Below are 25,853 nucleotides of genomic sequence, written 5' to 3'. Positions count from 1 at the left end.
ATGACCGACGACGCCGAAGTCGTGTGGCGACCGGACCCCGGCCGGGTGGCCGCCAGCCGGGTCGCCGCGTTCCGCTCGTGGCTGCGCGAGCACGGGCTGGCCGACACCGCCGACTACGACGAGCTGTGGCGCTGGTCGGTCGAGCGGCCGGCCGCGTTCTGGGGCGCCGTTGCCGGGTTCTTCGGCGTCGCCTTCCACGACCGGCCCGCCGACACCTTGCCCGACGCTGTCATGCCCGGCGCACGCTGGTTCCCCGGCGGCACGCTCAACTACGCCGAGCACGCGCTGCGTCCCGGCGAGGGCAGGGCCGATGACGACGTCGCCGTGGTGTTCCGCCGCGAGGACGGGCTGCGCCAGGAGCTGTCCTACGGCGAGCTACGCCGCCAGGTTGCCGCGGTCCGGGCCGGGCTGGCGTCGCTGGGCGTCGGCCGCGGCGACCGGGTGGTCGCGCTGGTGCCCAACGCGCCGCAGACGCTGGTCGCCTTCCTCGCCGCGGCGAGCCTGGGCGCGGTCTGGTCGTCGTGCTCCCCCGACTTCGGCGTCCGCGCCGCCGTGGATCGCTTCGCCCAGGTGGAGCCGACCGTGCTGGTCGCCTGCGACGGGTACGTCTACAACGGCCGCACCATCGACGTGCGGCCCAACGTCGCGGCCCTGCGCGAGCAGCTGCCGACGCTGCGGGCCACCGTCGGCATTCCCTTCACCGGCGCCGGCCTTCCCGACGCCGTCGGCTTGGACACCCTGCTGGCCGAGCACGACGGCGCCCCGCTCGCGTTCGAGCCGGTGGCGTTCGACCACCCGCTGTGGGTGCTCTACTCCTCCGGCACCACCGGCCTGCCGAAGGGCATCGTGCACGGGCACGGCGGCATCGTGCTCGAGCACCTGAAGGCGCTGGCGCTGCACTTCGACGCCGGCCCCGGCGACCGGTTGTTCTGGTTCACCACGACCGGCTGGATGATGTGGAACTTCCTCGTCGGCGGGCTGCTCACCGGCTCGACGGTCGTCCTGTACGACGGCAGCCCGGCGCACCCGTCGCTGGGGTCGCTCTGGGAGCTGGCCGCGCAGGAGCGGCTGGCGGTGTTCGGCACGTCCGCGCCGTTCGTGCAGGCCTGCCTCAAGGACGGGCTGGAGCTGGACCCGTCGTCGCTGGGGTCGCTGCGCGTCGTGGGCTCCACCGGTGCGCCGCTGTCGGTCGACGGGTTCCGCTGGCTCGGCCGCAACCTCCCGCCGTCGGTGCAGGTCGCGAGCTTCTCCGGCGGCACAGACCTGTGCACCGGGTTCGTCGGGCCGGCCCCGGACGTCCCGGTCTGGTTGGGCGAGCTGTCCCGGCCGGCGCTCGGCGCGGCGGTGGCGGCCTACGACGAGTCCGGTGCGCCGGTCGTGGACCGGGTCGGCGAGCTCGTGCTGACCCGGCCGATGCCGTCGATGCCGGTCGCGTTCTGGAACGACCCCGACGGGTCCCGGCTGCGGGCGGCGTACTTCGAGGACTTCCCCGGCGTGTGGCGGCACGGCGACTGGATCACCGTCACCTCCCGCGGCTCAGCCGTCATCCACGGCCGCAGCGACTCCACCCTCAACCGCGGCGGCGTGCGCATGGGGACGGCGGAGTTCTACCGCGTCGTCGAGGCCCATTCCGCCGTCGTGGACTCGCTGGTCATCGACACCTCCGGCGGCTCGAGCCCAGGCGACGGCGGCGAGCTGCTGTGCTTCGTCGTGCTGGCCGACGGCGCCGCCCTCACCGACGTCGAGCCGGAGCTGCGCGCCGCGCTGCGCGCCGAGCTGTCGCCCCGGCACGTGCCCGACCGCTTCGTCGTCGTCGACGACGTCCCGCGCACGCTCACCGGCAAGAAGTGCGAGGTGCCGGTGAAGAAGATCCTGGCGGGAGTCGCGCCGGAGCGCGCCGTCAGCCGCGAGGCACTGCGCAACCCGGCCGCGCTCGACCCGTTCGTCGCCCTTGCGGCGCCGTCTCGGTGAGGACGCGTCACGTCCCGCTGGGCAGCGGGAGCGGGTCGATGCTCTGGTCGTCCGCGGTCAGGTCGATGCCGAGGTCGCCGGCGAACACCATGTGGGTCTCGATGTCGACGTCGCCGTCGTCCTTCTCGGTCAGGTTGAACACCCGCGCACCGCGCAGCCGGTTGCGCTCCGCGCCGCTGAGGCCGTAGGTGCCGAAGCCGGTGTTGCCCGCGTAGCCCAGCAACACGCCGTAGTAGTTGCCGACATAGGTGTTCACGTGGTCGTGACCGCAGAAGACGCCCTTGACGTCGCCGCGGTCCAGGATCGCGGAGAACATACCGCTGTTGAACGGTCCCGGGCACTCGTCCTCGTTGCGCTCCCCGACGATGCCGTGCCTGGTCACGGCGCGCTCGTGGTCCGCGTCGGTGCGGCCGTCCACGCTCGCGAACCACATGAACCGGTACTCCCAGAGCGGGATGTGGATGAACATCAGCGCCGGAACGGGCCGGCCGGCGCGCCGTTCGACGTGCTCGGAGGTCTCGGTGTACCAGTGCACCTGGTTCATGCGCAGCCAGTCCCAGGTGGGGTACCCGGCGAAGTCCTGCCCGGCGATCGTCTCCGGCGCGTAGCGGCCGCTGTCGAGCAGGAACAGGTTGAACACCGGCCGCTGGCCGCGCGAATCGCTGATCAGCAGGTTCATATTACCGCTGCCGGTGACGCCGCGCGGGCTCGGCTGGTTCAGGTTGTAGCCGTAGGACCGGTAGAAGGCGAGCATGTCCTCCTCGTCCATCCCGCTGTCCGGGGTAGAGTCCTCGTCGTGGTTGCCGTAGGTGATGGCCCACGGGATCTCGCGCTCCTCGATCGGCTGGACGATGTTGTTCATCGCCTGCTTCATCTCCTCGGCGTTCGCGCAGCCGCCGGTGATGTTGTCGCCGTTGTGGATCACCAGGTCGGGCCGCTCGGCGTCGAGGACCTTCTCCATCAGCTCGATCGTGCGCCGGTCGATGCGCTCGTCGTCCTGGGTGTCGTTGAACTGGACGATCTTGAAGCTCCCGTCGACACGGAACCGCAGCGGACGGTCGTCATCGTCGTCGGCCGCGGCGGGCGTCGCGCCGGCCACCGTCGACGACTGGTCGCAGGGCGTGCCGCTGCCCTACCTGCGCGAGCTGTGCGACTACTGGGCGACGGAGTACGACTGGCGGCCCACCGAGGCCTGGCTGAACAGCGCGCCGCAGTTCCGCACCGAGATCGACGGTCTGGGCATCCACCTGCTGCACGTGCGGTCGCGGCACGACGACGCGCTTCCGCTGGTCATGACGCACGGCTGGCCCGGCTCGGTGCTGGAGTTCCGCAAAGTCGTCGGTCCGCTCACCGACCCGACCGCACACGGCGGTGACGCCGCGGACGCCTTCCACGTCGTCGTGCCGTCGCTGCCCGGCTACGGGTTCAGCGACCGGCCGGCCCGCACCGGCTGGGGCGTCGAGCGCATCGCCGGTGCCTGGGCGGCGCTGATGGACCGGCTCGGCTATGACCGCTACGGCGCCCAGGGCAGCGACTGGGGCACCACGGTCACGACGCTGCTCGGACAGCGCGAGCCGGACCGCGTCGTCGGCATCCACCTGATGCCGCCGCTCGCCCCGCCCGACCCCGCCACGTTCGACTCCCTCACCGACGCCGAGCGGTCGGCCCTGAACAGCCTGCGCGATGCTGACGAGTGGGGCTCGGGCTACTCCGGGCAGCAGTCCACCCGCCCGCAGACCGTCGGCTACGGCCTGGTCGACTCGCCGGCGATGCTGTGCGCGTGGATCGTGGAGAAGTTCTGGTCGTGGACCGACCACGACGGCTCCCTCGACGCGGCGGTCACCCGCGACGAGCTCCTCGACAACCTCATGCTCTACTGGCTGCCCGCCACCGGTGCCTCCGCCGCCCGGCTGTACTGGGAGAGCATCCGGCAGGTCAACGAGTGGATCTCCGGCTCCGCGGGCCAGACGGTGGACGTCCCGGCCGGCTGCTCGGTGTTCCCGAAGGAGCTGCAGCGCCCGTCGCGGCGATGGGCGCAGCGCCGCTTCACCGACATCCGGTACTGGAACGAGCCGCCCCGCGGCGGCCACTTCGCCGCCCTCGAACAGCCGGACCTGTTCATCGACGAGGTCCGCGCGTTCTTCCGCCTCGTCCGCTGAGGCGACGGCGGACACCGGCGGCGACGCCCACGGCGGCGACGACGGCGAGGGAGGCGGCGCCGACGGCGAGGCCCATGCGCAGGCCACGCGGCCGGTACGAGCATGCCACGTCGGTGTCGCCGGCCTCGACGGGCACCGCGATCAGGCCGCCGACCGTCTCAGGCGTAGCGTCGTCGCCGCCGGTCGAGCAGTGCCAGCCCGGCGTGCGCACCACACCGAACACCACGGTCGACGCAGGCGAGGACGGTGGCAGCGTGGCCGTGATCCCGTGCCCGCTGACGTCCACCGACGACGGCGCGCCGGCCCGCAGCGACGCAACGGCGGCCGACAGCGCCGCCCGGTCGAGGCAGCCGAGAGGGTTGGCCGGCAGCCGGGCCGGGCCGTAGACCCGCAGCGTCACCTCGACGGCGCCGTCAGCACCCGCGGCGCCGGCCCGCAGCACGGGCGCGCCGGTGTATACGCCCGGCAACCGGCTCGACTGCCAGAGGACGGCCCGCCAGCCGGTGGCGTCATCGAGCACCTCGCCGACGAACGCCGGCGCAGCGAGGTACACCTCGGAGCCGGCCGGGCAAGACGCCGTAACCCGCACCTCCTGCGGCAGGGCCGCGCCGGCCGCGGGCTCCAGCAGGAAGTGGCGCCGTCCTCCGGTCACCGACAACGCCGGGTCGGGCATCAGCCGCACCTGCGGCACCGTGTACACGTCGGCGCCGAGCGCGGTCTCCTGGTTTCCGAACGGCGCTGGGTCGGGCGACGCCCAGGTGTCGGCTGGGCGGACGGTGACCAGCGGCGCCACCTCGGGGTTCTCCGCCAGCCGGAGCGATCCTGCCTCGTCGGCCACCACCCGGGCGCCGATGGCGAAGATGGCGTCGACCACCGGGTTGGCGGGGTCGGTGTTGGCCCGCACGTAGCCGCTGTACCCGAAGCCCAGCCCGGCCAGCGCCACGGAGACGTCGTCGGGGATGGTGCTCGAGTAGTACTGCGACCCCTGCCCGCCCAGCAGCATGGGGTCGTTCTGTGTGACGTGCGCACCCGGCGACACCCGCGTCGCCGGCCAGGCGTCCGCCGCTTGCACGAGCGCGCGGACCTGGTCGTTCGTCTCGCCCCAGACCGGGCGGGCCGACAGGAACTCCGCCCGCGCCTGGTCGATCGCCACCGCACCGGCGGTCGCCTCGACGACGACGGCGGCGCCGACCACGCCTGCTGCCATCGCGGCGACCCACGACGGCGGGCGGGATCGGCCGCGCCCCGCGACCAGCCAGGCGATCAGCGCGATCGCGGCGACCACCGGGACGGCGACGCGGGTGGTCGGCGTGACGAACGAGCCGGACCGTACGGCGAGGTAGAGGCCGCCGACCAGCACCAGCGGCGCCACCACCGGCACGACGCCGCGCAGCCCGGCCGAGCCGGAGATCCAGCCGGCGATCACCAGCAGCCCGGCGACGACGAACGCCTGCCGGAACGGGCTGCCGTTGGGGGTGTCGAACCCGTGCCACACGGCGTGCGTCAGCGCGATCTGCATGCTCAGCACCGTCAGCCCGATCACGACCGTCCACATCAGCCGCTCGCGCCACGGCACCGCCGGGTTGAACGGCAGGCTCACGGCCAGGAGCAGCAGCACCGTTCCGACCGCGAGCCCGGGACTGGAGCCGACCCCCTCGCTGCCGGCCAGCAGGCGCGACAGGAAGTCGAGCCAGTCCATCGCGTGGAACTCGCCTTCCGGGCTGGGCCGCGAGTACCGCACCGCCCAGAACGTCGGCACCAGCAGCGGCGCCGCCAGGCCGATGCCGGCGGAGACGGCGAGCGCGCAGCGCAGCACTCCGCCGAGCCGCGTCCGCCACGACACGGACGACTCCCACGACAGCACCCGCACCAGCACGACGATCGCCGTGCCCATGGTGGCCATGTAGACGGTGTAGAACTGCGACGTCCACAGCAGCGCCACCACGAACGGCGCCACGCACACCGGCAGCCACGACCGCCGCTGCAGGATCCACTCGCACAGCAGGCACAGCACCGGGAACGCCACCAGCCCGTGCAGCCAGACGGTCATGTAGGCGCCGTCGTCGAGCGCCCAGCCGCACAGCGCGTAGGAAACCCCGGCGGCGACAGCGAGCCAGGCCGGCCCGGCGGGCCGGACCAGCCGCAGGTAGGCCGTCATAGCGGCCGCCGCCAGCGCCAGCGCCACGACCGCGATGACGAACAGCGCAAGGTCCATGCCGTCACGCGGGAACAGCAGCACCAGCCAGGACAGGGTGCTGCCGAGATAGGACATGTAGTCGCCGAGGAACGGGACGCCGAACCCGCTGGACCAGTTGAAGGTGATGTCGCCAGCCGCGTCGCCGGTCAGGACGTCGCGCAGGTGCGCGTGCATGGGGATCAGCTGCTGGCCGAGGTCGTTGATGTTGCGCGACGCGTCGCCGAACGGGAACGTCCCGCGGATGGCACCGCTCGCCATGAACGCGCCGGCCGCCAGCACCGCGGCCGTGACGGCGGACAGCAGGGCCGTCCGGCGCGGCGGTGGTCCGTAGACCTCCGCGCCGCAATGCAACCTCGCAGGCGCCTCGTGCGTATACACAGTAGTTGCACCGATCCATCGGCTCGCGAAAGCGTCCCGACCCGGGCCGCACAATAGCGCTGACCGTAGCACGGCATTAAATGGTGCCCTTGCAGGGAGGGATATTGCACTCGTTCCGTGCCACAATGACGCCGTTGCCATCGCCACCGCGGAGTCCGAGATCCGAGCTTCTATACCCATGGCTGCCGCCTATGGGTAGGACAACAATTCAATGACGACCGCAGGACGTGCTGTGTGGGTCGATCGGCACTGATCAGATAGCAGGGGGGAACCGCATGATCACCTCGATCGTCGTGCCGTGCTACGGCGAGGCGGACGGGTTGCCGATACTCTATGCCCGGCTGGCCGCAACGTCGGAGATGGCAGAGACCGACATGGAGTTCGTCTTCGTCGACGACGGCAGCACCGACGACACGCCCGCGGTCCTCCGCAAGCTCGCGGAATCCGACTCCCGCGTGAAGTACATCGCGCTGAGCCGGAACTTCGGCAAAGAGGCAGCCATGCTCGCCGGCCTGCGTGCGGCTCGTGGCGACGCCGTCGTGATCATGGATGCAGACTTGCAGCACCCGCCCGAACTGATTCCCAAGCTTCTCGAAGAACACCTGGCCGGCGCCGACCAGGTGGTGGCGCGGCGAGACAGAACCAACGATCCGCTATTTCGGCGAAATCTCAGCCGCCTCTACTTCCGAGCGGTCAACTCCGTCGTCGACGTGCGCCTGGCCGACGGAGAAGGCGACTTCAGGTTGCTCAGCCGCCGTGCACTGGACGCCCTGCTCAGCCTGACCGAGCACAACCGGTTCTCCAAGGGATTGTTCGCATGGATCGGGTTTCCCGTAACCGTCGTACCGTTCAAGAGCGGAATACGCGAGCACGGCAGCTCGTCGTGGTCGCTCGGGAGCCTTGTGAACTACGGCGTCGACGGAGTCCTGTCGTTCAACATTAAGCCCCTACGGTCGGCGATCCACGCCGGGATTCTGCTCGTGATCGGATCGGCTGTGTATCTCGCCTGGCAAATCATCAATGCCCTCATGGTCGGCGTGGACACCCCCGGGTACTTGACGTTGATCGCGGCGATCATCGGCCTGGGCGGAGCCCAGATGATCGTGCTCGGCATAATCGGGGAATATGTCGGTCGGATCTTCCTGGAGACCAAGCGCCGACCACACTTCATCGTCAAGGAATCGAACCTCGACACCCCGCGTCTACCGCGATGATCGGTCAGGCTCTGAGATTCGTCGTCGTAGGCGGTGTCAATACGGCGACCTACTACGGGTTCTATCTCTCGATGCGTGAGTGGATCGGGTACTTGCCGGGGCACGTCGTCGCCTTCGTTCTCTCCACGATCGGGTCGTTCTTCCTCAATACGCTCTTCACCTACAGAGTCAGACCGACGCTGCGGCGGTTCCTGCTCTTCCCGCTGTCCACCGTGGTCAACTTCGTGGTGACGACCGTCGGCGTCGTCGTGCTGGTCGAGTATGTCGGGTTGGGCGAACGGGTGGCCCCGCTATTCGCGGCTGTCATGGCCATACCGGTCACCTTTGTCGTGGCACGGCGTCTTCTCGTCGGACGAGCGAGAGGCGAGGGGCTGCGCCGAGGTGAGGACCAGATGATCACAGTGTTCGAGCGTCGGTCGCGACCACAGTGACCCTTCCGCCAGCCCCGGACGTTGCATAGGCGTTTGGGTGGTGTCGAGTACGGCGGTCCATCGCGGTGGGCTCGGAAGTGAACCCGGGAAGGTCCCGCTCGGAGGGGTTCCGGGTTTTCGCGCTGTTTGGGTCAGATCACAATTTCAGTGATCTTTCCATCGAGGATCCGCCGGGAGGTGTCGTCGCCGGCGTACGCGCCCATCACGGCTCCACCGGCGATGTCGGCGACGCCCGGCAGCGACGTGCCCGGTCCTCGCACATGGTTCGGCGATCAGCTTCTGATTGCGCAGGCCCAGCAGCAGTACACGTCACGGGCATCGCCCTTGGACTCCCGCGCCTTTTCGAGTGTGCATCGCGCAGGCGAGAACCACGCACGAATCCCTAATCTAGGTTGGCAGGCAGCGTCTTCGCCGCGCGGTCCGGCGGTCAGAACGGCACAGCGACAATGTCGCGGTCAGTCCTGGTCGGCTCGCCGGCGATGCTGCGCGCGTGGATCGTAGAGAAGGTCTGGTCATGGAGCGACCACGACGGCTCCCTCGACGCTGTGGGGTCGTAAACTGCCCAGCCGGCGCCTCGGGCTAAGGGATTGACGACAAGATCGGCTGCAGTCTAGCATGTCATTACTTTGCTCTCGGCCGAGAGATCAGTCAGCCAAGAATCTGGTTTCATTCGCCAAGAGGTCCAATCCGCGCGCGGACAGCGGGTCGAAGGGCCTCGAATCTAACTGATTGGTGGAACATGCGATTCAATAATTGGCGAAATCTTGCTTTGACGGCAGCCTTTGCGACCGCATCAGCATTGACAACAGGGGCCATCGTAACGCCATCTACGGAGGCGTCCTTCACGGGCCAAGTATCGAGCAGTCAGCCTGGACTGCGGGTCGAGATGACGGACACCTTCAACGGTAAGGATGTTTATACCACTCAGTTCAGCGACAGCTCAGCGCCGAGCGCTCAGGAAGCTGCTGCGGCGGCAGCTTCCCCTGGTCAGTGTGTCGGAACCTGGATCACGACTACAGCTCGAATCGGCTTCTTCTCCCACGCCCGCGCCGACTCCACTATCAAGTACTTTCTCGAAGCCGGATCCACGTGGCCGTGTCGCGATCTCACACTGGGCGGCCGTTATGACGCTTGTGGTGTCACCAACGGCAATGGTTGGATCCTGCTTCCCGACCTTGTCACAGGGGCACCCTGGGCTGGCTTCACCACGAGCGCATGCACCGTGGATCCTTAAGCAACGTCCCGAGGAGGCCATCCGAATCAAGTGCATTCGCATGGCCTCCTCATTGCGATGAACTTACGAATATCGAAGAATTCGGCGATGAGGACACATATCGCCCAGGCGGCGCCGGCTCGCATTACGACCAGCGTTGCGGAATCGACCACTCTCAGGTTCACCCGACCTGACGATATCGCCATCACGCCACGGCATGACGGTCACCTGCCGGCGCAGCTGCTCGCCTCGCGATGGCCGGCCCGTAGCTGGAACTCAGTTCGATGGCGAGCCGAATCCATCTTCGAGGGGACCATATGCTCCTCCGCTACCGCCCCGAACGCCCACCGGCTAGCCGCCGGCCGCGGTGCTCAATCGGTGCGGCGAGCCGGTGACCGCAGCGTCGTACGGGTCGGCGAACGCCTGCAGGTACTGCCAGCCCGCGCACCGTCCAGGCGCCGTTGGTCGAGGTGAATTGAGTGAACGCGGGTGCGCCGTGCGTGAGGATGCGGCCGGAAATAGCGGCGACCGCCGTCGTCTGCGGCACAGTAATCGTAGCTGCGATCAAGTCACCGCCGGTGATGTAGTCGCCTGCGGCCCTCCAGCATCAGGTCGCCGTCCGCCGTGAGGGTCGCGACCTCCGCGCCCCCGTTGTCGACGGCCGATGCCGGTGTGCCGGTCAGGGTCATGGCCGACGCCACGGCCAGGGCCGCCGCCGCGACGACCGTCCTACCTCGCCCCCGGCGCATCGGCGCTCAGAACAACCGGTTGTAGCCGCCCCAGCCGGTGCCCACCGTTCTGGCCCGGCCGAAGCCACCGGTGCCGTTGCCCGGGTAGAGCACCAGCGTGCCGACCGTGCTGCGAGCGACGATGTCGGCCCGCCCGTCGCCGCTGGCGTCGCCGACCCCGGCGATCTGGTAGCCGTTCCAGCCGACGCCGATGCGCCGCGGCGTCCCGAACGTGCCCGCGCCCCCGCCCGGATAGAGCCAGAGTGACCCGTCGGATCGGCGGCCGACCAGGTCACCGACGTTGTCGCCGTCCCAGTCGCCCACCCCGACGAGCGTGGTGAACGACTGCCAGCCGCTGCCGATCCGGCGCTGCTCGACGAAGCCGCCGCGGCCGTTGCCGCGGTACAGCCACAGCGTGCCGTCGGAGGTGCGCCGCGCGATCAGGTCCGGGTTGCCGTCGCGGTCCCAGTCGCCGGGCGCGGTGACCAGGCTCATGATCTGCCAGCCCGAGCCGATGCGGACCGGCCGGGCGAACGTGCCGTTCCCGGCGCCGGGATACAGCAGGAGGGTGCCGTCGCGCCGCCGGGCGATCATGTCGTCGCGGCGGTCGCCGTTCCAGTCCCCGGGCAGCGCGATCGAGACCATCGCGTTCCAGCCGGTGCCCACCGAGCGCATCCCGACGAGGGCGCCTCCGACCACATCGGCGGCGACGAGTGAGCCGTCGGAGCGGGTGGCCATCAGGTCGGCCCTGGCGTTGCGGTTGGTGTCGCGGCTGGGCGACAGGCTCATCGTCGTGACGGTGCCGGCCCGGATCGTGCCCAGCCGGGCGTAGAGGGCGTCGCCGGGGCAGGCCGTCGCGGCCGCGTCGCGGTGCCCGGCGATGGCCGGCCAGCTCTCGCCGTCGTAGTTCACCGCGTGCCGCGGGTTGACGCCGTGGATGCCGAACTTCCAGCCGAACAGCTCCTCGTAGGCACGCAGCATCTGCGCCGTCGGCGGCGAGTCGGTGTAGGTGCCCAACGCCGAGGCCGCGAACGCGTCGTCGTTGTAGCCGGCCGTGTGCGCGCCGGTCACCGCCCGGTTGATGCCGCCGTAGCGGCCTTCCCAGATGCGGCCGAACCGGTCGATGATGAAGTTGTAGCCGATGTCGTTCCAGCCCCGGGAACGCACGTGGTAGACGTAGATCGAGCGGATCATGCTCGGCACGTCCGCGGCCGAGTACTGCGTGGCGCTCACCGTGTGATGCACGAAAGCCCCGTTGACCTGCCCGAATGTCGGCGGGTCCGCCCGCATCGACTCGTCGGCGCCCCACTGCGAGCGCCGGTAGACCGAGGGCTGCGGCGTCGCGACCCGCTCGTCCTGCGCCGGTGCCCGCTCAGCCTGGGGTTCCGCCGAGGCCGCGGTCGGCGTCGCCGACGGGTCGACGAGGTCCAGGCGCAGGTCGCCGAGCTGCCGGGTCCCCGGACGCACGGAAGAGTCCACCCGCACCTGGATGCCGTCGGACTCCGGCACCAGCAGCGGGTCGGTGCCGTTGCGGGTGGCGGCGGCCTCGGCGGAGCCGGGGTCGGGCTGGTGGTCGGAGTCGGCGGGCAGCTCGTACCACTGCGACCACGTGCCGTCGGTGCGCACCCGCGCCCACGCGGACACCGGCGCGGTGCCGGTCCAGGTGACGGCGGCCAGCTGGAACGGGCTGACGTCGTACTCCGGTGTGTAGACGACCGGGACGGTGCCCAGGCTCGGGTCGTTCGCCTGCCCCTCGGGCGTCGGCGGCAGGGTGCCGATGCCGCCGAACGCGCTGCTCATCGCCGGTAGCCGGACGGTCTGCAGCTCCTGCCGATCAACCGCCGCATCCGCAGTCGTGGTGGGGCCCGCGGCCGCACCGGGCTGCGCGGGCAGGGTGAGGCCGAGCGCGACGAGAGCGCCCGCCAGTACCGCGCGCATCGTCGTCATCGCCGACCCCCGTGGTGGTGCCAGGTATCCCAGTAGTAACAACAGTCTCACTGGTCACAATTGACACCGCAAGCACAATCGGCCGAAATCTGCAGGCGGGACGGATCAGGCGTCGACGCCCAGGAAGCCACCCAGCACCCGCGCGGACTCGCGACCGTCGTGGAAGCGCTGGACATAGTCGACGCCCGCGGCACCGGCCTTGATGGCCTCGTCGCGCTCGGCGACCAGCCGCTCGATGACGTCGCCGAGGTTGTCCGGGGTGGCCTCGAGCAGCGGCAGATCGACCGGGATACGCGCCCTGACCTGGTCCGCGACATGGCCGACGGTGACCCGGCCGGCCGCCATGGCCTCGCACGCCGCCACGCCGTACGAGCCGAGCAGCAGTTGGTCGACGACGATGTCGGCGTCCTGGATGATGGCCATCAGCTCGCCGTGCGGCACGCCCTGCACCCGCCGGTACTCCACGACACCCCGGTCGTGCAGCTCCTGCACAGCGGCGTCGACGAAGGCCGACCCTTTCAGCGCGCTGTGCGACGGGGCGTGCACCACGATCGGGCGCTCCCGCTCGAGCACCGGCCGGTCGGTCCGCAGCTCGTCGACGGCCACCACCACCGGCAGCCACGTGCTGTTCTCGACGAAGTCGAGCAGGTCGGGCGTGGTGACGAAGCGGGGCCCCGCGAAGTCGTGGATGGCGTCCTGCACCATCTGCGTGGCCCGCTGCAGCCGCCCGGTCAGCTCCTCGTTCGGGTCGGAGAACGGCGAGTAGCGGTACCACTCGCGGTGCAGCCGCGGGTCGCGCACCTCGGAGCCGTGGAAGACCAGGCCGGTGCGGATGCCGGCCAGCTCGAAAGCCGGCAGATCGGTGTCGAACAGCTGGCCGCGGGCCTGTCCGAGGATGGGCCGGCCAGCCTCGAACAGCACGTGCGTGACGTGGTGCAGCACGTAGTCGGCGAACTCGACCATCCAGGCGAGGTCGGTGCGGAACTGCTCGGACGGCACCACCCGGTGTGCCCGGAATATGAAGTCGCCGGTGTCGGCCATCAGCGACTCCGCGTGCACCGACGGCAGCGACCGCTCCACAGCGCTGGCCCACTGCCAGGCCTGACCGGCGCTGTTGGCCGGCCCGATGACAAGGTACGGCCGCTGCGCCCCGGGGCTCGGTGCGGCCGGTGTCTCGGCCGCCGCGGCCACCGTCTCGGACCGGCCGGCGGGCAGCTCCAGCGTCGCGTCGAGCAGCTCGCCGTAGAGGTCACGCAGCGCGTCGGCCTGCCGGTCCCACGAGATGGCCTCGAGCAGGGCGGGCTCGTGCGTGGCGGCGCGGTAGCGCGCCTTGTCGGCGAGGACGGCCTGGACCTGCCGGGCCAGGTCGGCGGCGTCGCCGGCGCGGAACGGCTCGCCCACCTTCCACTGCCGCACGAAGCCGCCCAGGCTCGGCAGGTCTGTGACGACCATGGGGATGCCGGCGTGGATGTACTCGAACAGCTTGTTCGGCAGCGCGACGTCGTGGTTGCGGGGACCGGCCGTCAGCGGGTGCACGCCGACGTCGGCCGACCCGAGGAACGGCACGACCTGTGACGTGTGCACTGGGTTGACGAAGTGGACCTGGTTGTTGACGCCGGCCTGCTCGGCCTGCTCGCGCAGGGTGTCGACGTAGGCGCCGGTGGTGCTGGGCACGCAGACGACCGCGAGGTGCACGCCGGGCAGGTACCGCATGGCGTCGATGACCAGGCCGATGCCGCGCGCGGGCGTGAGGCCGCCGGAGTAGACCACGAGCGGGGTGTCGTCGCTGAGGCCGGCGCGGGCTCGCAGCGATGCCGGCTCGTCGGCCTGCACCTCGATCATCGGGGTGTTCAGGATGACGGTTGGTTCGCGGTCGAGCCGGTACCGCTCGGTCAGCGCCGCCGCCAGCGCCGGGCTGACAGTGACGACTCGGTCGGCGCGGCGGATGTACTCGCGCTCGTGGTTGCTCCACGCCTTGACGAAGCGCGGCGTCCGCGGGCCGTAGCGGGCCATGCCGGCGACGAACTCGTGCGCGTCGTAGACCACGCGCATGCTGCGTCCGCGCAGGCTGGCCCGGCCCGCGGCGCGGACCGCGACACCGATGAGGTGCATGTCGTGGGCGTGCACGGCGTCGGGCGCGAGGTGGTCGAGGACCTTGCCGAAAGTGGCCTCGTAGTCGTCGGCCTCCGGCAGATAGGTACGCCAGCGCGCGGGCCAGGTGATGCGATTGCCGACGAAGTCCCAGCCCTTCCACCCGAGCTTGAGCCCGTCGCCGACGCGGTGACCGACGCCCGCGCGCACCCGGACGCCGCGACCGACGGCCTTCCACAACAGGTAGCGCACCTTGCGCGCGACCACGCCGAAGCGGTAGGTCACGTCTCCCGCACCGCCGCCGCGGTGCGCGATGGCCCAGCCGGAGTCGGCCTTGACCTCGCCGAGCCGGGCCCGGACGCGAGCGGCGCGGGACAGGTGCTCGGCGCGGGTGCGGTAGCCGACAAGGGGCGGGCGCCAGGCTCGCCGCATGCGCCGCCGCCGGTTGCGCTCGTCACGCATCAGGAAGTTGACGGGCAGGCGGACGATCAGCGCGTCACCGAGCCGCTCGAAGGATCGGACTCCGTCGAAGGCGACGCCGAGCACCGTGACCCGAGCGCCGCCGTCGACGAGCGCGAGCGCCTCCTTCTTCACCCTGCTGTCGGCCGAGACGTCGTTCCCGACCATCATGACGACGTGGACGCGGTGGTCCGGCTGGGCGTCCGAAGTGCTCACTTCTAAGCCGCCCGTCCCACCACGACGCGGGTGACGCCACTCCAGCGCGCCGCCTCGGTGACGTCGCGGCCGTCGACCAGGACCCGGACACCGGGGAGGTCCTCGGAGCCGAGCTCGGCGTACTCGGGATGATCGGCCTGGACCACAGCCGCGTCGACCGGCTCGCCCAGCGTGTACGGCGTGAACCCGAACGAGGAGAGCTCGTCGTCGCTGTACATGGGGTCGTGGACCAGGACCTGCGCGCCCTTGTCGCGCAGTGCCTGGACCGCGGGGAAGACCCCGGAGAACGCGGTCTCCTTCACCTTGCCCCGGTAGGAGGCGCCGAGCACGACCACCCGGGCGCCGGTGAGGTCGCCGTAAGCGGCCTCGACCAGCCCGACGGTGTAGGCCGGCATGCCGGCGTTGGCCTCGCGTGCCGCGCGCACGACCGTGGCCTCCGGGTCGGTCCACAGGTACAGCCGCGGGTACACCGGGATGCAGTGGCCGCCGACGGCGATGCCCGGCCGGTGGATGTGGCTGTAGGGCTGGGAGTTGGACGCCTCGATCACCTGGTAGACGTCGATGCCGTGCGCCGCGGCGAACCGGCCGAACTGGTTGGCCAGGCCGATGTTCACGTCTCGATATGTAGTCTCGGCCAGCTTCGCCATCTCCGCTGCCTCGGCGCTGCCGAGGTCCCAGACGCCGTTGCCCCGCTCGAGGTCGGGCCGGTCGTCGAAGTCGAGGACGGCCTCGTAGAACGCCCGCGCGTGCTTGGCGCCGTCGGTGGACAGCCCGCCGATGAGCTTCGGGTACTTGCGCAGGTCGGCGAAGACCCGTCCGGTGAGCACCCGCTCCGGTGAGAAGACCAGGTGGAAGTCGTCGCCCTCGCTGAGACCGGAGACCTTCTCGATCAGCGGCTTCCACCGGGTACGGGTGGTGCCGACCGGCAGCGTCGTCTCGTACGACACCAGAGTGCCCGGCCTGAGATGGGCGGCCAGCGAGCGGGTCGCGGCCTCCATCCAGCCGAAGTCCGGCTGCCACGTCTCGTCGTCGACGAACAGCGGCACCACCACGACGACGGCTTCGGCGGCGGGGATGGCGTCGGCGTAGTCCGACGTGGCGCGCAGCCGGCCGTCGCCGACCACCTCGGCCAGGCGAATGTCCAGCTCGGCCTCGCCGGGGAACGGCTCACGGCCCTGGTTGACGAGATCGACGACGGTCTGGTTGACGTCGACGCCGACGACCCCGTGACCCTTGCCGGCGAACTGGACGGCAAGCGGGAGCCCGATCTTGCCGAGTGCGACAACGGCGATTCTCACTGCTTGACCTCGGGGTGACGATGATGAGATGGGCGCCGTATAGGCTACCCCGGGTCAGCGTGTGCCCGTGCACGCCATTGACACTGAGTGACACCGAGAGCCCAAGAGACCCCACGATCAGCAACGAGGACGGCCGGATCCACATGAAGGTGCTCAGCATCGTTGGAGCGCGCCCGCAGTTCGTCAAGCTCGCGCCCGTGGCCGAGGCGTTCGCCGACTCCGCGCACACCCACGTCATCGTGCACACCGGGCAGCACTACGACTCCAACATGTCCGACGTCTTCTTCGCCGACCTGAGGATCCCCGACCCCGACGTCCACCTGGGCGTTGGTTCCGGTAGCCACGGGGTACAGACCGGGTCGATGCTCTCCGTCCTCGACGCCGTCCTGGACGAGCACCGGCCCGACTGGGTGCTCGTCTATGGCGACACGAACTCCACGCTGGCCGGTGCTCTGTCCGCGGTGAAGATGCATCTGCCGGTCGCGCACCTGGAGGCCGGGCTGCGCTCGTTCAACCGGGCCATGCCCGAGGAGCACAACCGCGTGCTCACCGACCACGCCGCCGACCTGCTGCTGGCGCCCACCCAGGTCGCGATGGACCACCTGCGCGACGAGGGCCTGGCCGCCCGCTCGGTACTGGTCGGCGACGTCATGACCGACGTGTGCTTCCGGGTCCGCGACGCCGTCCGCGACACGCCACCGGCCCTGCCCGCCGGATTGGAACCCGGCTCCTACGTCGTCGCCACCATCCACCGGGCGGAGAACACCGACCGGCCCGAGCGCCTGCGCGCGATCACCGAGTCGATGGCCGGGCTGGACGTCCCGGTGTTGCTGTTGGCGCACCCGCGCCTGGTCGCCCGCTGCCACGAGTTCGGCATCGACCTCGCCCGGCCGGGCAGCTCGCTGCGCACCGCGGAGCCACTGCCCTATCCCGGCATGGTCGCCGCGGTACTGCACGCCGCCGGCGTCGTCACCGACTCCGGCGGCCTGCAGAAGGAGGCCTACCTGCTGGGCCGCCCGTGCACCACCCTGCGCAGCGAGACCGAGTGGGTCGAGACGCTCGAGGACGGCTGGAACGTCCTGGCCGACGACCTGACCGGCCTCGCCGACCTGGCCGCGCGCCCCGCGCCGGCTGCCGTTCAGCGCCCCGTCTACGGCGACGGCAAGGCTGCCCACGCCGTCGTGTCGGAGCTGGCTGCCACCCATTCCCGGTGAGCGTGCCGTGACAGCGCCCGTCACCACCTCCGCTGCGCCGGCTACGGCGGCACCGGCACGCCCGGCCGCCACCGGGCACGGCGGCTTCCAGCCGGAGATCCAGGGCCTGCGTGCCGTCGCAGTGCTCCTGGTCGTCGTCTTCCATCTCTGGCCCACCCAGCTGACCGGCGGCTTCGTCGGCGTCGACGTCTTCTTCGTCATCTCCGGCTACCTCATCACCGCGCACATCTTCCGTGAGGTCCAGCGCACCGGCACCATCTCGTTGCGCCGGTTCTGGGCGCGGCGCATCCGCCGGCTGCTCCCGGCGTCGCTGCTGGTGCTGGCGCTGAGCGCGGCGGCGACGGTGCTGTTCCTGCCGCCGACGGTGTGGAGCGACACCGCCCGCCAGATCGCGGCGAGCGCGCTCTACGTCCAGAACTGGGCGCTGGCCGGCGACGCCGTCGACTACATGGCGCAGGACAACGTGCCGACGGTGGCACAGCACTACTGGTCGCTGTCGGTCGAGGAGCAGTTCTACCTGGTCTGGCCGATCCTGGTGCTGACGCTCGTGGCGCTGACCGGCCGGTACGCCGCCCGCCGGGCGAACGGTGTCCGCGCAGTGCTGGCGGTCGGCATCGGGGCGCTGGGCGCGATCTCGCTGGTGTGGTCCATCATCGCGACCGCCCGGGAGGCGTCCACCGCGTACTTCGTCACGCCGACGCGGGTCTGGGAGTTCGCGGTCGGCGCGCTGCTGGGCCTGGGCGTCGTCGGAACCGTGCGCGGCCGTGTCGCTCACGTGCTGCTGGGCGGCGCCGGCCTGATCGCCGTCATCACCGCCGGCATGATCTTCGACGGCGAGAGCCTATTCCCCGGCTGGATCGCGCTGCTGCCGGTGCTGGGCACGGCCGCGGTCATCGCCGCGGGCTACTCCGGCACGCCGCTGACGCCCGGCTGGCTGCTCTCCCGCCGCCCCATGACGTTCGTCGGCGACATCTCCTACTCCGTGTACCTGTGGCACTGGCCGCTCATCATCTGCGTCCCGTACGTCACCGGCGTCGACCTGCGCACCGTCGACAAGCTCGGCATCTTCGCCGCCACCCTGGTGCTGGCCTGGCTGAGCAAGGCCTACGTCGAGGACCCGATGCGCCGGCAGCGCACGCTGTCCGCCGTGCCGTGGCGCAGCTTCGCCTTCGCCGGCGCCGGCATGGCCGTCGTCGTCGCCGGCACCGTCGGCATCACCACCGAGCTCGACCGCCGGGCGGACGCCGCGGAGGCGTCGGCCGAGTCGGTCCTCGGCGATGACGTGTTCACCACCGCCGGCGACGACTGCGTCGGCCCCGCGGCGATGGAGGACGGCTGCGGAGCTCCCGAGGGTTCGGACGAGCTGGTCGTCCCGCCGGAGGTCGTGGTCGAGCAGAACCACGCGGCCACCTATCCCGGTTGCCAGCAGGGCATCACCACCCCGGACGTCAAGACCTGCACCATCGGGTCGGAGTCCGAGACACCGGACCGGGTGGTCGCGCTGGTCGGCGACTCTCACACCACCCACTGGTTCGCCACCTTCGACGCACTCGGCCGCGAGCGGAACTGGCAGGTGATCACGTACACGAAGGCGTCCTGCCCGGTCACCCACGCCCGGCGCCTCCTTGACAACGAGCAGACCGACGAAGCCGGCGACAGCTGCCTGGCATGGGGCCGTGAGGTCGAGGCGACGATCGCCGCCGACGAGCGCATCTCGGCGGTGTTCACGTCGGCGTTCTCCAGCGCCTACGAGTTCGCCGATGCGGACACCCCCTTGGACGACCCGGCCGCCGACGGCTTCGGCTCGGTGTGGCAGTCCTGGAGCGCGGCCGGCAAACAGGTCTACGTCATCAGGGACGTCCCGCCCACCCGCGGCGACGACAGCGTGCCCGACTGCCTGCTGTCGCATCCGGACCGCAATGATTGCGCCACCGCGGCCGAGGACCTGCCGGACGACCCGCAGACGGCCGCCGTCGACGAGGTGGCGGATCCCCGCGTGCACCTCGTCGACCTCACCGACCGGTTCTGCGACGACTCCACGTGCTATGCGGTCGTCGGCGACCTGGTCGTCTACCGCGACACCAGCCATCTCACCGACGAGTACGCCCGGGCGCTGGCGCCCTACCTCGCCCAGCAGGTCGACGCGGCGGAGTCAGCCGGCGACTGAGCCGCCGTCCGCGGGCGTGCGCCGCCCGCGTGCCAGGTCGCGCGCCTGCAGCGCCGCGCCCAGGATCGGCTGCGGCAGCACCTGGGCAGCCCGGCGGCGGGCCTGCCGGTAGCGGCTGCGCGACGGTACCGGCAGCGGCCGCGGCACCTGCACGAGCGCCCGCACCTCGGCGTTGAGCTCGTCGAACAGGTCCTCGGCCGTGGCCAGCACGACGACGTTGCGCAGCGCCGCGTCGTCCTTGCCGGTGCCGTCGCCCGCTCGTACCCGGTCGAAGGCGTCCTCGATGCTGACGCGGTCGAAGAGGTCGAGCAGCGGACCCGGCGGCCTGGCGACCATCTCGGCCAGCACCTCGACGCCGTCGCCGTCCCAGATCCGCGGGATCGCCGACGGGGCCAGCCCTGCGGTGTTCGGGATGAACGGCACGCCGGCCCACTCCGGCACCAGCGAGTCGATCAGCCCGGTGTGGATGGCCCGCGCCCGTTTCTCCTCCAGCGTCATCGCAAACGCCGACCGTACAAACTCCGCCGTCAGCAGCGGCGCCACCTGGTTGACGTGGAATCCGGCCGAGCTCCACACCCGCATCCGCTCGGCCAGGTATGTCAGGTGCACGGTGCCGACGGCGTCGAGGCCGAGCCGGGCGCCGCGTTCGACGACCTCCTCGACGGCGATGGCCAGCCGGCGGCGGGTGTCGCCGGTCTGCCATTCCGGCTGGATCTCCGAGGCCAGCACGTGGTTCAGGACCGAGCGCAGCGCGGCGCCGTCGACCTTGCCGTCCTGGCCCGGCCAGGAGTGCGGTATCCATCTCGCGGTCGCGATCTCGCCCATGGCGCCTCCGACGGTGGGCGCGGCCAGGGCGGCCGGCCACGCCAGGCCGACGGCCGGGCGGAGCAGGTAGCTGCTGCCGTAGCCGAACTCGTAACGCTGCAGCAGCTGGCGCGCCCGCGCGGCCAAGCTCTCGACGCTGACCTGGGCCTTCGTGACCGTCGGGACGATGTCGTGGGGCAGCTCGAGGCCGCGGGCGTCGCGGACCCGCCCGACGAGCTCCGTCGCCGTCGTCGTCTCGGCCGGGTTGTCGTCGCGAGTGAACAGCCGCGGGCGCAGACCGGCCGACACCAGCGCGGCGGCGACCAGCCGGGAGTCCTTGCCACCGGACAGGCCCAGGCGGACCTCGCCGGGCCACAGCGCGGCCAGGCCGGCGCCCGCGCGGCGCAGGCCCGACGCCGTCGCCGCCAGTGACTGCGCCGCAGACGTCGCCGGGCCGGTGAGGAGGTCGTCGATCCGCTCGCCGTGCGTCAGGCCGGTCCGCCAAGTCCCGTCGTCCAGTCGCCGGCCGGCGCGCACCGCACCGGCCGGAAGCCCGCGTACGCCGCGGACGGGGGTGCTGGAGCCGCCGAAGATGCCGCCGCCCAGGTACCGCGACCAGCCGTCCTCGTCCGGGACCAGGCGGTCGCCGAGCACGTAGGGCGGCATGACAGGGCTGCTGGAGAAGGTCACCAGCCCTTGGGAGGAGTACTCGAACATACGGGCCATGCCCAGCCAGTCCTGGGTGAGGCTGAACCGGCCGGCCGCCTGGTCGAGGGCGAGCAGGCCGAACGGCGGCACGACGCCGCTGCCGCCGACGCCGGCCCCGATGCCGCCACCGCGCAGTGCCGCCCGGCCCAACGCCGCGGGGCCCGCCGTGACGACGTCCGGCTCCAGCCCGACCGGCGGTGCCGTCGAGACCACCGTGAGCTCGTCGTCGTCGGCGAGCAGCTCCCACTGCCAGCCGCCCGCCGCGGGCGCGGCCGCGAACACGCCCCAGCCCGGGCCGTACCGCAGAACTCGCGTCCACTCCGGGTTGGTCCGGGCGGCGGCGAACCGCTCGATCCGGCTGAGCAACAGCTCGCGACAGTCGGGCAGCGGGCGCCGCACCGCGAACCAAGAAAAGAAGATCATCAGCCCCCTCCAACGCACCGTTGCGTTGTCATCACCCGTGAACACTCGCGGGGTGCCGATTAGGTTGCACCAAATCGAGAGTCGGCGCTAGATGATCGCGTCATTCACCGGAAGTCGCGGTCGAGCCACGAGGTCGGTGGTTCGTCCCATCCCGCCGCCACGACCGCCATCAGCAGGATCAACAAAACGGCGAGCACCAGCCAGTCGCCACGGCGCCACCGGTGGTCCACGTCAGAGCCCCATCGCCGACGTGACCTGGCCACACCAGGTGTCGATGCCGGCTGGCGAGGGATGGACGCCGTCGTCGAGCAGGGTCGCCGCGGCGTCGGGGGTCAGCGCGGCGTCCCACTCCACCAGCACGAGCCCGGGATGCCGCTCGGCCAGCCAGCGGAGCTGGTCGTTGACCCAGGCAGAGTTGCGCCGGTCCGCCGCCCGCACCTCGTCCGGCAGAGCCCACCGGTCGACGTGGACGGTGAGCCAGTAGACCGGCTTACCGTCGGCGGCATCGACCACCCGCTCGACCTGGCGCCACCAGCCGTCCGGGTCGAAGATGTCGTTGGCGCCGGACACGACGACGATCCCCCGGTCCGGGATCAGCTCGGCGTTCTCGACGATCCAGTCCGCCGCCGGTGCCGTCGGCCGGCTCGGCCAGGTGTTCACGGCGATCGGCAGGCCGTGGCGGGTGCCGACGACGGCCGCGCACTCGCGCGACACCGCCGACCCGATCGAGTCGCCGACCACGAGCAGCCCGTTCGCTGCGAGGACGTCCGCGAACTGCTCCGGCGTGCTGAGGGTGAGCTCGTAGTCCTCCCACGGGCCGAGCCGGCCGGAGCCGTACGGCGCCAGTTCGGGGTCCGCTACCGGCGGCAGGCCCAGCGGCGGCCCGGCTGGCCCGTACTTCGCGCCGAGGGGTGCGGCGACGGCGTCCGCCGGTCTGGCCGCGATGGCCCGCAGTTCCTCGGTGTCCTGCGCGCACCCGGAGCTGCTGACGACGACGGCGGCGAGCAGGGCGAACGCGGGCAGGCCGAAGCTGGGCAGGGTGAACGAGGGCATGGTGAACTCCTGGACGCTCGGACGGCTGCGAAGGCAGCGGTGAGCGCGCTCAGGGCTCAGCAGGCGTCGAAAGAGGGTCGCTCGCGCGGGCATCGCCGCCTGGGCAGGCGCGACCGCCCCGCGGAGCGGAAGAAGATGAAGGCGGCGAGGCATCCTCGCCGGACGGCAGCGTCAGCGGCCGGTGTCAGTGCGCGCGGGAGCCGGGCGGCCCGTCCCTGCCGCAGATAGAGGTTCCGAAGAACGGCACGCTGACCTCCGTGGTCGTCGTCTCACCGCTGTACTGATTAGACGCACGACCCCGCCGATATGGTTGCATCGCCACGATCCCCGCACGATCGCCGACATCACGAGGATGGTGTGTGCTTCACCATGCTTGTAACCCTGGTGGAGCGCGGGAACTCCTGGTGATGTCGCGGATCGTTGATGATCGGAAGGGACGGCTCAGATGCCGAGGGCGTCCAAGGCGATGGTGCGGCCCTCGCGCGCCGACGAGAGGACGGCCTCGGCCACGGCCACCGTCGCCAGGCCCTGGCGCATGGTGACGACCTCGGTGTCCTTGCCCAGGACGGCGTCGCGGAAGACCTCGTGCTCGGTGCGCAGCGGCTCGGGCTTGGAGATCGCGTAGCGCACGACGTCACCCTCGCTGACACCGCGGAACTGGGCGAGGTCGCTCCAGGCGGTCGGGATCGAGCCGTTGGCGTGGAAGGTGAGGTCGGCGTGGAGGGTGTCGGCGATGTACGCGCCACGGTCGCCGGTGACGATGGTGACGCGTTCCTTCATCGGCGACAGCCAGTTGACCAGGTGGCTGGTGACGGTGCCGTCGGCGAGCTGGCCGGTGACGGCGACCAGGTCCTCGTGCTCGCGGCCGCTCTTGTAGGCGGTGCGGGCGGACACCGACGCGTACGGGGAGCCGACCACCCACGCGGTCAGGTCGATGTCGTGCGTGCCGAGGTCCTTCACGACGCCGACGTCGGCGATGCGGGCCGGGAACGGGCCCTGCCGGCGGGTGATGATCTGGTAGATCTCGCCGAGCTCGCCGGCGGCCAGCCGCGAACGTAGGTTCTGCAGGGCCGGGTTGAACCGTTCGATGTGCCCGACGGCGCCGACCAGGCCGACCGCCTCAAACGCGTCGGTCAGCTTCGCGGCGCCGGCGGCGTCCTTGGCCAGCGGCTTCTCGATGAGCGCGTGGACGCCGGCCGCGGCCAGCGCCAGCCCCAGCTCCTCGTGGTAGGCGGTGGGCGTGGCGACGACGCAGTAGTCGAGCCCGACACCGATGAGCGACTCGATGTCGGCCATCACGTCCAGCCCGCCCGCGACTCCATGCGGGTCGCCGGCCGGGTCGGCGACGCCGACGAGGTCGACGCCGTCGAGGGAGCGCAGCACGCGGGCGTGGTGCCGGCCCATCATGCCCAGGCCGATGAGGCCCGCTCGCAGGTTCGTCATCACGCTCCCGCCTTCGTCAGGGTGTTGACCGCCGTGACGATCCGCTCGAGGTCCTCGCCGCTGAGCGACGGGTGCACCGGCAGCGAGATGACCTCGGCCGCCGCTTTTTCCGTCTCGGGCAGGTCGAGGTCGCGGCCGAACGAGGGCAGCCGGTGGTTGGGGATCGGGTAGTAGACGCCGCAGCCGACGCCGTGCTCCTCGCGCAGCGCGGTGACGAAGCCGTCGCGGTCGGCGGTGACCCGGATCGTGTACTGGTGGTAGACGTGCGTGGCGTGCTCGGACACCGGCGGCACGACGACGCCGTCCAGGTTGGCGTCGAGGAAGGCCGCGTTCTCCTGCCGCTGCTTGGTCCAGCCGGACAGCTTGGTCAGCTGCACCCGGCCGATGGCGGCGTGGATGTCGGTCATCCGGTTGTTGAGGCCGACCAGCTCGTTCTCGTACTGGCGCAGCATGCCCTGGTTGCGCAGCAGCCGCAGCCGCCGCTCGATCTCGGGGTCGTCGGTGCTGACCATGCCGCCCTCGCCCGAGGTCATGTTCTTGGTGGGGTAGAGGCTGAACATGGCGAACGTGCCGAAGGTGCCGACGGGCGAGCCCTTCCAGGTGGCCGCATGCGCCTGGGCGGCGTCCTCGAATACCTTCAGGCCGTGCCGCTGGGCGACCTCGCCGAGCGCCGTCATGTCGGCGGGGTGGCCGTAGAGGTGCACCGGCATGATGCCGACGGTCCGCTCGGTGACGGCGGACTCGACGGCGGCCGGGTCGAGGCAGAAGTACCGCGGCTCGATGTCGGCGAACACCGGGGTGGCGCCGGTCAGCGCGACGGAGTTGGCGGTGGCCGCGAACGTGAACGACGGGACGATGACCTCGTCACCGGGGCCGACGCCGGCAGCCAGCAGGCCGAGGTGCAGCCCGGACGTGCCGGAGTTGACCGCGACACAGGCCCGGCCGCCGACCAGACCCTGACCGAACTCGGCCTCGAAGGCGGCCACCTCGGGGCCCTGCGCCACCATGCCGCTGCGCAGCACGCGATCGACCGCCGCTCGCTCCTCGTCGCCGATGATCGGCTTCGCGGCCGGGATCGGGCTGGTGCTCATGAGTTGTCCTCCGTGCTCTGAACGGTCTCCCGCAGGTGCCCGTCCTCCTCGACGTACTGCTCACCGGTGCGCGGGCAGCGCCAGCGGCCCTCGCCGACGTCGTGCAGCGGGACTCCGGCGCGCCCCACCCAGGCGATCCGCCGCGCCGGAACCCCCACGACCAGCGCGAAGTCCGGAACATCCCGAGTGACGACCGCTCCGGCGGCTACGGTAGCCCATCGACCCACCGTCACCGGCGCCACGCACACGGCGCGGGCTCCGACGGAGCATCCCTCGCGCAGCGTCACGCCGACGGCGTCCCAGTCGGCTGCGCTCTTGGCCGAGCCGTCCGGGTTGACCGCGCGCGGGAAGGTGTCGTTCGTCAGCACCGCAGCCGGGCCGACGAAGACCCCGTCCTCGAGCACCGCGGGCTCGTAGACGAGGGCGTAGTTCTGGATCTTGCAGTTGTCGCCGACGCGGACGCCGGTGCCGACGTAGGCGCCTCGGCCCACGACGCAGCCGCGACCGAGCGCGGCCTTCTCACGGACCTGGGCCAGATGCCAGACCGACGACCCGTCGCCGATCTCGGCGCTGGGGTCGACGTCGGCCGACTCGGCGATGCGGGTGGCCAAACCAACTCTCCTCGGTTGCGTCTCTGATGTCTCGACG

General features: G+C 71.0%; 17 protein-coding genes and 1 pseudogene. 6 read left to right on the top strand and 12 right to left on the bottom strand.

Going from position 1 to position 25,853, the window contains the following annotated elements; genetic code table 11:
* Positions 1-1,971, top strand: a complete 1,971-nt coding sequence (locus tag E1269_RS01025; protein WP_131890070.1) for an acetoacetate--CoA ligase — start codon at positions 1-3, stop codon at positions 1,969-1,971.
* 7 nt (positions 1,972-1,978) lie between these two features.
* On the opposite strand, the gene E1269_RS01020 is transcribed toward E1269_RS01025, so the two are convergent.
* Complete coding sequence (locus E1269_RS01020; protein ID WP_203432678.1) at positions 1,979-3,070, bottom strand: metallophosphoesterase family protein; 1,092 nt, start codon at positions 3,068-3,070, stop codon at positions 1,979-1,981.
* Between E1269_RS01020 and E1269_RS01015 the strand changes: the two are divergent.
* Positions 3,069-4,130, top strand: a pseudogene (locus E1269_RS01015) (epoxide hydrolase family protein); the annotation flags it as partial. The gene E1269_RS01020 and the pseudogene E1269_RS01015 overlap by 2 nt on opposite strands.
* Here the strand turns inward: E1269_RS01015 and E1269_RS01010 are convergent.
* Positions 4,090-6,705 (bottom strand): YfhO family protein, encoded by a 2,616-nt coding sequence (locus tag E1269_RS01010; protein ID WP_162606161.1) that lies wholly within the window; start codon positions 6,703-6,705, stop codon positions 4,090-4,092. The pseudogene E1269_RS01015 and the gene E1269_RS01010 overlap by 41 nt on opposite strands.
* 275 nt (positions 6,706-6,980) lie before the next feature.
* Between E1269_RS01010 and E1269_RS01005 the strand changes: the two genes are divergently transcribed.
* Positions 6,981-7,919, top strand: a complete 939-nt coding sequence (locus E1269_RS01005; RefSeq protein ID WP_131890065.1) for a glycosyltransferase family 2 protein — start codon at positions 6,981-6,983, stop codon at positions 7,917-7,919.
* Positions 7,916-8,350, top strand: a complete 435-nt coding sequence (locus E1269_RS01000; RefSeq protein ID WP_131890063.1) for a GtrA family protein — start codon at positions 7,916-7,918, stop codon at positions 8,348-8,350. Before E1269_RS01005 ends, E1269_RS01000 begins: the two co-directional genes overlap by 4 nt.
* A 1,782-nt stretch (positions 8,351-10,132) precedes the next feature.
* Here the strand turns inward: E1269_RS01000 and E1269_RS00995 are convergent.
* The 4 genes from E1269_RS00995 to E1269_RS00980 all read right to left on the bottom strand — a co-directional run bounded on the left by E1269_RS00995 (position 10,133) and on the right by E1269_RS00980 (position 16,302).
* Positions 10,133-10,312, bottom strand: coding sequence for a hypothetical protein (locus E1269_RS00995; protein ID WP_131890061.1), 180 nt, complete (start codon positions 10,310-10,312; stop codon positions 10,133-10,135).
* A 6-nt stretch (positions 10,313-10,318) separates the two neighbouring features.
* Positions 10,319-12,238 (bottom strand): FG-GAP-like repeat-containing protein, encoded by a 1,920-nt coding sequence (locus E1269_RS00990; RefSeq protein WP_131890059.1) that lies wholly within the window; start codon positions 12,236-12,238, stop codon positions 10,319-10,321.
* Positions 12,239-12,343: 105 nt separating this feature from the next.
* On the bottom strand, positions 12,344-15,004 hold the full coding sequence (locus tag E1269_RS00985; protein ID WP_131890057.1) for a glycosyltransferase family 4 protein: 2,661 nt from the start codon (positions 15,002-15,004) through the stop codon (positions 12,344-12,346).
* A gap of 2 nt (positions 15,005-15,006) precedes the next feature.
* On the bottom strand, positions 15,007-16,302 hold the full coding sequence (locus E1269_RS00980) for a nucleotide sugar dehydrogenase (RefSeq protein WP_131890055.1): 1,296 nt from the start codon (positions 16,300-16,302) through the stop codon (positions 15,007-15,009).
* A gap of 143 nt (positions 16,303-16,445) precedes the next feature.
* Between E1269_RS00980 and wecB the strand changes: the two genes are divergently transcribed.
* Together wecB and E1269_RS00970 are read left to right on the top strand one after the other, a co-directional pair.
* Positions 16,446-17,516, top strand: a complete 1,071-nt coding sequence (gene wecB, locus E1269_RS00975) for a non-hydrolyzing UDP-N-acetylglucosamine 2-epimerase (protein ID WP_131890053.1) — start codon at positions 16,446-16,448, stop codon at positions 17,514-17,516.
* 7 nt (positions 17,517-17,523) lie between these two features.
* Positions 17,524-19,683, top strand: a complete 2,160-nt coding sequence (locus tag E1269_RS00970; RefSeq protein WP_131890051.1) for an acyltransferase family protein — start codon at positions 17,524-17,526, stop codon at positions 19,681-19,683.
* Here the strand turns inward: E1269_RS00970 and E1269_RS00965 are convergent.
* The 6 genes from E1269_RS00965 to E1269_RS00945 all read right to left on the bottom strand — a co-directional run bounded on the left by E1269_RS00965 (position 19,669) and on the right by E1269_RS00945 (position 25,816).
* Positions 19,669-21,618 carry a hypothetical protein gene (locus E1269_RS00965; RefSeq protein ID WP_131890049.1) on the bottom strand — a complete coding sequence of 650 codons (1,950 nt, stop codon included), beginning with the start codon at positions 21,616-21,618 and terminating at the stop codon, positions 19,669-19,671. The two genes, E1269_RS00970 and E1269_RS00965, sit on opposite strands and share 15 nt — an antisense overlap.
* A 104-nt stretch (positions 21,619-21,722) precedes the next feature.
* Positions 21,723-21,848 (bottom strand): hypothetical protein, encoded by a 126-nt coding sequence (locus E1269_RS33700; protein WP_275263733.1) that lies wholly within the window; start codon positions 21,846-21,848, stop codon positions 21,723-21,725.
* A gap of 1 nt (position 21,849) precedes the next feature.
* The gene (locus E1269_RS00960) at positions 21,850-22,671 is read right to left on the bottom strand and encodes an SGNH/GDSL hydrolase family protein (RefSeq protein WP_131890047.1); all 822 of its coding nucleotides are present in this window, start codon (positions 22,669-22,671) and stop codon (positions 21,850-21,852) included.
* 441 nt (positions 22,672-23,112) lie between these two features.
* A complete protein-coding gene (locus E1269_RS00955) occupies positions 23,113-24,114 on the bottom strand; it encodes a Gfo/Idh/MocA family protein (RefSeq protein ID WP_131890045.1) in 1,002 nt (333 codons plus the stop codon).
* The gene (locus tag E1269_RS00950) at positions 24,114-25,205 is read right to left on the bottom strand and encodes a DegT/DnrJ/EryC1/StrS family aminotransferase (RefSeq protein ID WP_131890043.1); all 1,092 of its coding nucleotides are present in this window, start codon (positions 25,203-25,205) and stop codon (positions 24,114-24,116) included. The genes E1269_RS00955 and E1269_RS00950 overlap by 1 nt, the downstream gene beginning before the upstream one ends.
* Positions 25,202-25,816, bottom strand: coding sequence for an acyltransferase (locus tag E1269_RS00945; RefSeq protein ID WP_131890041.1), 615 nt, complete (start codon positions 25,814-25,816; stop codon positions 25,202-25,204). Before E1269_RS00945 ends, E1269_RS00950 begins: the two co-directional genes overlap by 4 nt.
* Positions 25,817-25,853: the final 37 nt, after the last annotated feature.

The organism is Jiangella asiatica (assembly GCF_004349065.1).
Classification (GTDB): Bacteria; Actinomycetota; Actinomycetes; order Jiangellales; family Jiangellaceae; genus Jiangella; species Jiangella asiatica.
This window is presented reverse-complemented; position numbering and strand designations above follow the sequence as displayed.